Origin of the sequence: Paracidovorax sp. MALMAid1276, from assembly GCF_049198005.1 — a bacterium.
GTDB lineage: Bacteria > Pseudomonadota > Gammaproteobacteria > Burkholderiales > Burkholderiaceae_C > Acidovorax.
In genome coordinates this window covers 1-402 of the sequence record NZ_JBMIRS010000091.1, presented here as the reverse complement: position 1 = coordinate 402, position 402 = coordinate 1, and the positions used below count along the sequence as shown (strand labels likewise).

1 protein-coding gene is annotated in these 402 nt (G+C 70.6%); it reads left to right on the top strand.

All coding sequences use genetic code 11. The annotated features are described in order from the left end of the window. The coding region (locus ACOQFS_RS05720) for a methyl-accepting chemotaxis protein (RefSeq protein ID WP_421561935.1) at positions 1–402 on the top strand (402 nt) is incomplete at both ends.

Sequence of the window (402 nt, the reverse complement as noted above, 5' to 3'; positions counted from 1 at the left end):
CCCGCGCGGGCGAACAAGGCCGGGGCTTTGCGGTGGTGGCCAGCGAAGTGCGCAGCCTGGCCGGGCGCAGCGCCGAGGCGGCCAAGGAGATCAAGAGCCTGATCACGGCCAGCGTGGAGCGGGTGGAGCAAGGCACGCTGCTGGTGGACAAGGCCGGCACCACGATGACGGAAGTGGTGGCCTCCATCCGCCGGGTGACGGACATCATGGGCGAGATCAGCGCGGCCAGCAGCGAGCAAAGCGCAGGGGTGGGCCAGGTGGGCGAAGCCGTGACGCAGATGGACCAGGCCACGCAGCAGAACGCGGCGCTGGTGGAGGAGATGGCAGCGGCGGCCAGCGCGCTGAACGCACAGGCGGGCGAGCTGGTGAATGCGGTGGCGGTGTTCAGGCTGGATGCTGCCC